The organism is Agrococcus sp. HG114 (assembly GCF_024723325.1).
In the GTDB taxonomy this organism is placed as follows: domain Bacteria; phylum Actinomycetota; class Actinomycetes; order Actinomycetales; family Microbacteriaceae; genus Agrococcus.
This window is the reverse complement of sequence record NZ_JANQCH010000109.1, coordinates 1-7,708: the sequence shown is the minus strand read 5'-3', so window position 1 is coordinate 7,708 and position 7,708 is coordinate 1. Positions and strand designations below refer to the sequence as shown.

Below are 7,708 nucleotides of genomic sequence, written 5' to 3'. Positions count from 1 at the left end.
GCGTGCGGCAGCGCGACGGCGCGGTCAGCGCGCTGCGCCCCGCGCGCCGGCGCGCGTGCTCGCACCGAGCTCCGCGAGGAACCGCGACGGCTGCCTGACCGCGTGGCCCGAGTGCCGCGCCCACGTGAGCGAGAGCGAGCGCTGCGCGCGGGTGATCGCGACGTACAGCAGCCGCCGCTCCTCGTCGATCTCGGCGAGCGAGGTCGCGTGCGAGACGGGCAGGAGCCCCTCCGCGAGGCCGCACACGTGCACGTGCTCCCACTCGAGGCCCTTCGCGGCGTGGATGGTCGCGATCGTGACCGCGGCGACGGTCGGCTCGTGCTCGGTCGCCGCGCGGCGCTGGAGGTCGCGCGCGAACTCCGGCAGGTCGGTGCCGCCGGTCTCCTCGGCGAGCGTCACGAGCGCGTGCAGGGCGTCCCACTGCGCGCGCTCCTCGCCGTGCGTCGTGGGCGGCTCGGCGCGGTAGCCGAGCCCCATGACGATGTCGGTGACCGACTGGAACACGGGCCGGCCGTCGGCGGGGGCGCTGCGGAGCATGAGCAGCGCGCGCTTGATGACCGGCAGCTCGAAGAAGCGCGCGGCGCCGCGCACGGTCGACGAGAGGCCGACGCCCGCGAGCGCCTGCTCGATGAGCGCCGACTGCGCGTGGAACCGCGTGAGCACCGCGATGCTGCTGGGGTCGGCGCCCGCGCGCACCTGCTCGCGCACCGCCGCGGCGATCCCGGCGGCCTCGGCCGTGTCGTTGCCGTGCTCGGTCACGGTCGGCTCGACCCCGTGCTCGCCCGACGCGGCCTCGAGGGTCAGGGCGTCGCGGCCGCGCATGAGGCGGTTCGCGAGCCCGACGATCGCGCCGGTCGACCGGTAGGAGCGCTCGAGCCGGATGCGCTCGGCGTCGGGGTGGTCGTGCAGGAAGCGGCTGAGGCTCGCGGGGTCGGCGCCCGCGAACGAGTAGATCGTCTGGCTCGGATCGCCGACGACGCACACGTCGCGCCGGTCGCCGAGCCATGCGGAGAGCAGCTGCTGCTGCATGGGCGAGACGTCCTGGTACTCGTCGACCGTGAAGTGGCGGTAGCGGGAGCGCACCTCGTCGGCGACGGCCGGCTCGCGCTCGAGCATGCCGGTCGTCGCGAGCAGCACGTCCTCGAAGTCGATCTGCCGACGCTCGTCCTTGACCCGCTCGTACGCCATGTGGAGGTCGATCATCGCCTCGGGGGTCACGCCGGTCGGCAGCGGCCGCACGCGCGCCTGCACGCCGTAGTCCTCCATCGTCATCGCCTGCGACTTCCGCCACTCGATCTCGCCGGCGACGTCGCGCAGCTGCGCGGTGGGCAGTCGCAGGCGCAGCTGCGCGGCGGCGTCCGCGAGCGTCGACGCCTTCTGCGGCAGCAGCTGCGGCATCCGCGAGCCCGTCACGCGCGGCCAGAAGTGCGACAGCTGCGCGAGGGCGGCGGCGTGGAACGTGCGCGCCTGCACCCCGCCCGCGCCGAGCCGCGCGAGGCGGGTGCGCATCTCCCCCGCCGCGCGGCTCGTGAAGGTGAGCGCGAGCGAGGCGTGCTCGACCTGCTCGCCGGTCGCGACGCCGTACGCGATGCGGTGGGTGATCGCTCGCGTCTTGCCGGTGCCGGCGCCGGCGAGGATCGCGACCGGCCCGCCGAGCGTCGTGGCGGCGAGCCGCTGCTGGTCGTCGAGCCCGGCGAGGATGCGATCCGCGTCGGGCTTCGGGCGGGCGGTCACCGCGCGAGCCACGCGTCGATGATCCACGACGCGATCGAGGCGCGCCCGGGCAGCTGCACGGCGCCCGCGCGGAGCTCCTCGCGCGTGAACCAGCGCACGTCGAGGATCTCGACCCCGTCCGGCGCGAGCGGGCCCGGATCGGGCGCGACGCACTCGAAGCCCACCATGAGGCTCCGCGGGAACGGCCACGGCTGCGAGCCCAGGTAGCGGGGGCGCTCGACGAGCAGGCCGGTCTCCTCGTGCACCTCGCGCACGACCGCCGCCTCGAGCGACTCCCCCGGGTCGACGAAGCCCGCGATGAGCGAGTAGCGGCCCTCGGGCCATGCGGCGTTGTGCCCGAGCAGGATGCGCTCGTCGGCGGGATCGTGGACGGCGACGATGACCGCCGGGTCGGTGCGCGGGAAGTGGGCCGCGCCGCTCGCGTCGCGCCGCACCCAGCCGGACTCCTCGAACCGGGCGGGGCTCCCGTCGACGGGGCTGTGGTGGCTCTCGCGCTGCCAGACGCCGAGCGCGACGGCCTGCACGAGGACGCCCGCGTCGGCGTCGTCGAGCTCGGCGCCCACCTCGCGCAGCGAGCGCCACTGCGCCCCCTCGACCTCGAAGGGCTCCTCGACGAGGAGGCTCAGGAGGATGCCGCCGGCGTCGCCCGCCGCGGCGCGCTCGCGCCCGAGCCAGCTGAGCGGCACGCGCGGCTCGACGTGGCGCGCGTGCTCGGGCAGCTCGTCGACGCGCAGCCGCACGAGCCGGCCCTCGCGCAGCGGCGCTCGGTCCCCCGCGACCGCGATCACGCGCGTCGACGGCTGCTCGACCGCGCGGGCCACCGCATCGGGCGCGAGGCGGCCCGCGTGGTCGCGATCGAGCGTCGACCTGGCGAGCGGGGGAACCTGCACGTCACCTCCGTCGCGTGGCGCGGACGACCCGGGTCGAGGTCGGCCTAGCCTGGCATCCATGAGCACGAACCCCTTCACCCTATCCGCGCTCGCCACCACCGCCGTGCCCGGTCTCGACGTCGTCGCAGCGACCGACGACGGCTCCGACGAGCACCGCTCGGTCGTCGCGGCGCGCCTCGCCGACGGCGAGACGGTGCAGGTCGTGCTGCCCCGCTCGGTGGCCGCGCTCGAGACGGCGCAGGCCCACGCGCGCGCGCTCGGGGCGCTCACGCTCGCGACCCGGTCCCGGCTGCCCTTCGACGTGCCCACGGTGCTCGGCACCGTCGGGGCCGGCCGCTCGACCCTGTTCGTGCTCAGCCGCCTGGGCGGCGCGACCATGCGGCTCGGCGACATCTCGCCGGCGCAGCCGGAGCTGTCGGCGAGCGTCGGGCAGGCGATCGCGGCGATCCACGAGCTCCCCACCTCGGTCGCCGCCGACGCGGGCCTGCCGCACGAGAGCGCGCTCGCCCTGCGGCAGCAGCTGCTCGACACCTTCGACCGGGCGGCCTCGACCGGAGCCGTGCCCGCACCGCTGCTCGAGCGCTGGGAGGCGGCGCTCAACGACGACCGGCTGTGGCAGTTCAAGCCGGCGCTCGTGCACGGCGACCTGCAGGCGCCGGCGTTCCGCGTCGAGGGCGGTCGGGTCGTCGGGATCGACGGCTGGCACGCGCTCTCGATCGGCGACCCGGCGCGGGACCTCGCATTCCTGCTCGGCTCGAGCGAGTTCGGCAGCGTCGACCGCGCCTTCGACGCGCACGCCGCCGCGCGCGGCGTCGGCGACCGCCACGTGCGGCAGCGCGCGATGCTCCACGCCGAGCTCGACATCGCGCGCTGGCTGCTCCACGGCACCGATCGCGGCGACGCCTCGATCGTCGACGACGCGAAGGGCATGCTCGCTGGCCTGCTCGCCCGCGTCGACCGCGACCCGGGCACCGCGATCGCGCCCGAGCGGCTCGAGACGATGGACCTCACCGGCGTGCAGGAGTACCTCGCGGAGCCGACCGCCCCGCCGCGGCCGACGAGCGCGGGCTCAGCCGACCGCTGACGCCTCGGCCACCGCCTGCTGCGCGCGCAGCCAGCGGGCCTCGAGCTCGGCGAGCGACTCGATCCGGTCGGGCCGCACGATCCGGTCGTGCTCGACGAAGTACAGCTCGGCGTCGACGAGCTCGGGGTCGAGCCCCGCGTGCGCCGCGTAGGCCGCGCGGTAGAGCGCGAGCTGCAGCTGCCGCGCCTCGAGATCGGCATCGCCCGAGGGCAGCCTGCCGGTCTTCCAGTCGACGACCGTCGCCCGGTCGCCGTCGCGGTACACGGCGTCGATCTTGCACACGACCGTCGTGCCGGCGAGCGGCAGGTGGATCTCGAGCTCGGTCTCGGCGGGCCGGCGGTCGCCGTACGGCGAGGCGAGGAACGTCTGCTTGAGCCGCTCGAGGCGCTCGCCGTCGATGCCGACGAGGTCGTCGTCGAGGGGCGCGTCGTCGACGGCGTCGCCGAGGCTCACGGCGCTCCCGCGGCGCTCGACCCACGCGTGGAAGAGCGTGCCGAGCCGCGTGGCGGCGAACGGCTCCTGCGGCATCGGGCGGGCGATCTGCCGGGCGACGGCGACGGGATCGGCGGCCCAGTCCTTGAAGCCGGATGCGGCGATGCGGCTCGGCAGGGCCAGCCCGGTCGTGCCGCGGTCGGCGAGCAGGAGCTCGATCGCGGCATCCCACGGCGTCGGCGCCGACGCATCCGCCGCCTCGACGCGCGCGGCGGCCGCCTCGACGGCCGCCCGTCGCCGCCCGAGCGGGTCGACGGGCCACTCGAGCGTCGGGCTGCGGTCGCCGAGCGGGTTCTCGGCGCCCCGCTCCGGCTGCTCGAGCAGCGCGACGTCGCGCACCGCGGCGGCGATCTCGAGCAGTCGCTTGGGCTTCGCGGGCGTCTTCGCCATGCCGTACCACTGGGCGCCGGAGAGCCAGAGGGCCCGGCGCGCGCGCGTCACGCCGACGTACGCCAGCCGATCCTCCTCGGCCTCGTAGTGGGTCCAGAGCTGCTCGAGGAACGCCTCGCGAGCGAGCGCGTAGCCGTGCTGCGTCGCGTGCCCCTCCCACTCGAGCCGGGGCAGGAGCGCCGCGTCGCCGCGCAGCGGGTACGGCAGCGCGGCGTGGTCGAGCCAGCCGAGCGGCTGGTCGTCCTTCGACGCGGCCGCGAGCCGCGGCAGCGCGACGACGTCGTACTCCAGCCCCTTGGAGGCGTGCATCGTGAGCACCTGCACCCAGCCGGGCTCCGGCTCGGGCTCGGGCACGTCAGGGCCGCGCCCGCTCTCGAGCACGTCGAGGTAGGCGAGGAACGCCTCGAGGGTGCCGCGCTCGTCGGCGGCCGCGAACGCCTGCACCTCGCGCTGGAACGCGTCGAGGGCGCCGTGCGCGTGCGCGCGCTTCGCCGCGACCTCGATGTCGAGCCGCAGCGCCTGTTCGACGTGGCGCACGAGCTCGGCGAGCGGCATGCCCGCGCGCCGCCGCAGCTCGCGCAGCAGCCCGCCCGCGTCGCGCATGCGCGCGATCCCCTCGACCGTCGCCCCCTCGAGTCGCGGATCGTCGACGAGCGCGTCGAGCGCATCGACGATGGACACGTGCGCCTCGGGCGCGATCGCGCCGCGGTCGGCGCTGCGCTGCTCGGCGCTCAGCCCGCGCTTCGCGAGGAGCGAGGCGTGCCGCTGGAGCGCCGCGAGGTCGGCGACCCCCAGGCGCCACCGGCTGCCGGCGAGGAGCCGCACGAGGCTCGAGCCCTCCTCGGGGCGGCCGAGCACGCGGAGCGCCGCGACGAGGTCGACGACCTCCGGCTCATCGAGCAGGCCGCCGCCGCCCGAGCGGAACACGCGGATCCCCTCGGCGCGGAGGGCGCGCGTGAGCTCGACGCCCTGCGAGTGCGAGCGCACGAGCACCGCGGCGGTCACCGGCGAACCCGCGACCCCGGCGTCGTGCGAGCGCAGCCACGCAGCGAGCTCGCGCGACTCGTCCTCGATCGTCGGCAGGTGCCGCACGGTGACGTCGCCGCTGCCGGCGCCGTCGCGCGGAGCGAGCCGCTCGACCGGCACGCCGGGCTGCTCGGGCAGCTCGCTCGCGATCGCGTGGGCGAGGTCGAGCACGGTCACGTCGTTGCGCCAGCTCGTCGACAGCGCGAGCGTGCTCCGCACGCGGAAGCGCTCGGCGAACAGGGCCAGCGTGCCCGCGCTCGCGCCGCGGAACCCGTAGATCGCCTGGTTGGGGTCGCCGACCGCCATGACGGGCGAGCCGTCGAAGAGGGCGTGCAGCAGCTGCAGCTGGAGCACGGACGTGTCCTGGAACTCGTCGAGCAGCACCGCGCGGTGGCGGGCGCGCAGCTCCGCGACCGCGCCGGGGTGCGCGCCGATCGCGTCGAGCGCGAGCCGCACCTGATCGCTGAACTGCACCGCACCGCGGCGGCGCTTCGCCTCGTCGAAGGCGTCGACGAGATCGACGAGCGGGTCGAGGCTCGAGACCCGCTCGACGTCCTGCGCGATCGCCTTCGCGTGCGCGGCCTTGAACAGCTTCGGCTCGTCGGCCGTCGGCAGCGCCTGAAGGGCGCGGAACCGCTCCGGGTAGCGGCCCGCGCGCAGCCGCTCCGTCGAGACGCGGTGGTCGCCGAGGGTGCCGGCGAGCTGCACGAGGCGCTCGGCGACCGTCTCGGCCCTCCCGAGCCGCGCGAGCCGGAGGTCGTCGGAAGCGCGCGCGACGCGCAGCGCGAGCAGGAACGCGGCGGGGTCGGTCAGCACGTCGGACTCGGGGTCGCGCCCGATGAGCAGCGCCCATTCGCGGAACAGCGCGCTCGCGAAGGAGTTGTAGGTCTGCACGACCGGGCGCCGGGTCGCGGCGATCTCGGCGTCGACGAGGCCGGCCCGCGCGAGCAGGGCCAGCTCGCGCGTGAGCCGCTCCGCGAGCTCGCGCGCCGCCTTGCGCGTGAACGTGAGGCCGAGCACCTCGTCGGGCGCGACGCGGCCGTTCGCGACGAGCCACAGCACGCGCTGCGCCATCGTGTGCGTCTTGCCGCTGCCGGCGCCCGCGACGACGAGCGCCGGCTCCTCGGGGGCCTGGATCACGGCGACCTGCTCGCGGGTCGGGCGCTGCGGCTCGCGGCCCTGCGCGGCGGCGATCGCCTCGGAGATCTCGATCGCGGTGATCACTCGGTCACCTCCGGGATGACGTGGATGGCGCACTGGCCGAAGCTGAAGTCGCCGCTGCAGTGCTGCTCGGGCCGCGCGACGAAGACGGCGCCGCCCATCGTGCCGATGGCGGCGCGCAGGTGCTCGCGGAAGGCCTCCGCGACCTCGTCGAACGGCTCGGAGTCGACGGTCTTGCCCTTGCGGGCGAGCTTCGGCATCACGAGCCGCGCGGACGTCTGCGCGCCGGCCTCGATGCGCTCGATGCCGCCGAGCGCGACCGCGAGCTGGTAGGCGCGCAGCTGCAGGTTGCCGAGCCCGGGCACCTCCTTCGGCACGCGCTTGCCGGTCTTGAGGTCGACGATGCGCACCTCGCCGGTCGGGCCGTGCTCGAGCCAGTCGATCGCGCCCGAGAGCACCGCACCGTCGACCTCGACCTCGAAGCGCGCCTCGCGCTCGTCGCGCTCGATCGTCCAGCCCGAGCCGCGCAGCACCTGGAAGTAGTCGGCGAGCGCCGCGGCCATCGGCACGACCTCGTCGCGCTGCTGCGCCGCCTCCCACACCGAGGGGTGGTCCAGCTCGGCGAAGCGGGCGTCGACGGCGGCCTCGATCGCCGCGGCATCGGTCGCGTCGACGTGCTCGACCGCGTCGTGCACGATCGTGCCGAGCGCGGCGGCGCGGTTCGACGAGCCGCCCGCGAGCCGGTTGATCACCCACGACAGCTCGCACTCCACGAGGCCCTGGAGCGCCGAGGGGCTCACCCGCACCTGCTCGCTCGCGTCGAGCCGCTCGGTCGTCGTGACGGGGGCGAGGCCCGCCCACTCCGCGGGGTCGGCGCCCGGCACGCCGGCCGCCGCGAGGCGCCGCAGGGCCGATGCCGCCGCGTCGGCGT

The 7,708-nt window shown here is 76.0% G+C and carries 5 protein-coding genes; 1 reads left to right on the top strand and 4 read right to left on the bottom strand.

What is annotated here, in order from left to right; translation table 11 throughout:
* Positions 1–24: 24 nt before the first annotated feature.
* On the bottom strand, positions 25–1,746 hold the full coding sequence (locus NWP09_RS10130) for an ATP-dependent helicase (RefSeq protein ID WP_258275390.1): 1,722 nt from the start codon (positions 1,744–1,746) through the stop codon (positions 25–27).
* Positions 1,731–2,624 (bottom strand): NAD(+) diphosphatase, encoded by an 894-nt coding sequence (nudC, locus tag NWP09_RS10125; RefSeq protein ID WP_258275389.1) that lies wholly within the window; start codon positions 2,622–2,624, stop codon positions 1,731–1,733. The genes NWP09_RS10130 and nudC overlap by 16 nt, the downstream gene beginning before the upstream one ends.
* A gap of 58 nt (positions 2,625–2,682) precedes the next feature.
* On the opposite strand from nudC, the gene NWP09_RS10120 reads away from it, so the two are divergent.
* Positions 2,683–3,708, top strand: coding sequence for a phosphotransferase (locus tag NWP09_RS10120; protein ID WP_258275388.1), 1,026 nt, complete (start codon positions 2,683–2,685; stop codon positions 3,706–3,708).
* Here the strand turns inward: NWP09_RS10120 and NWP09_RS10115 are convergent.
* Together NWP09_RS10115 and NWP09_RS10110 are read right to left on the bottom strand one after the other, a co-directional pair.
* Positions 3,694–6,840 carry an ATP-dependent DNA helicase gene (locus tag NWP09_RS10115; protein ID WP_258275387.1) on the bottom strand — a complete coding sequence of 1,049 codons (3,147 nt, stop codon included), beginning with the start codon at positions 6,838–6,840 and terminating at the stop codon, positions 3,694–3,696. The genes NWP09_RS10120 and NWP09_RS10115 overlap by 15 nt on opposite strands.
* Positions 6,837–7,708 (bottom strand): PD-(D/E)XK nuclease family protein (locus tag NWP09_RS10110; RefSeq protein WP_258275386.1); only part of this gene is annotated, 872 nt, incomplete at its 5' end. The genes NWP09_RS10110 and NWP09_RS10115, both read right to left, overlap by 4 nt.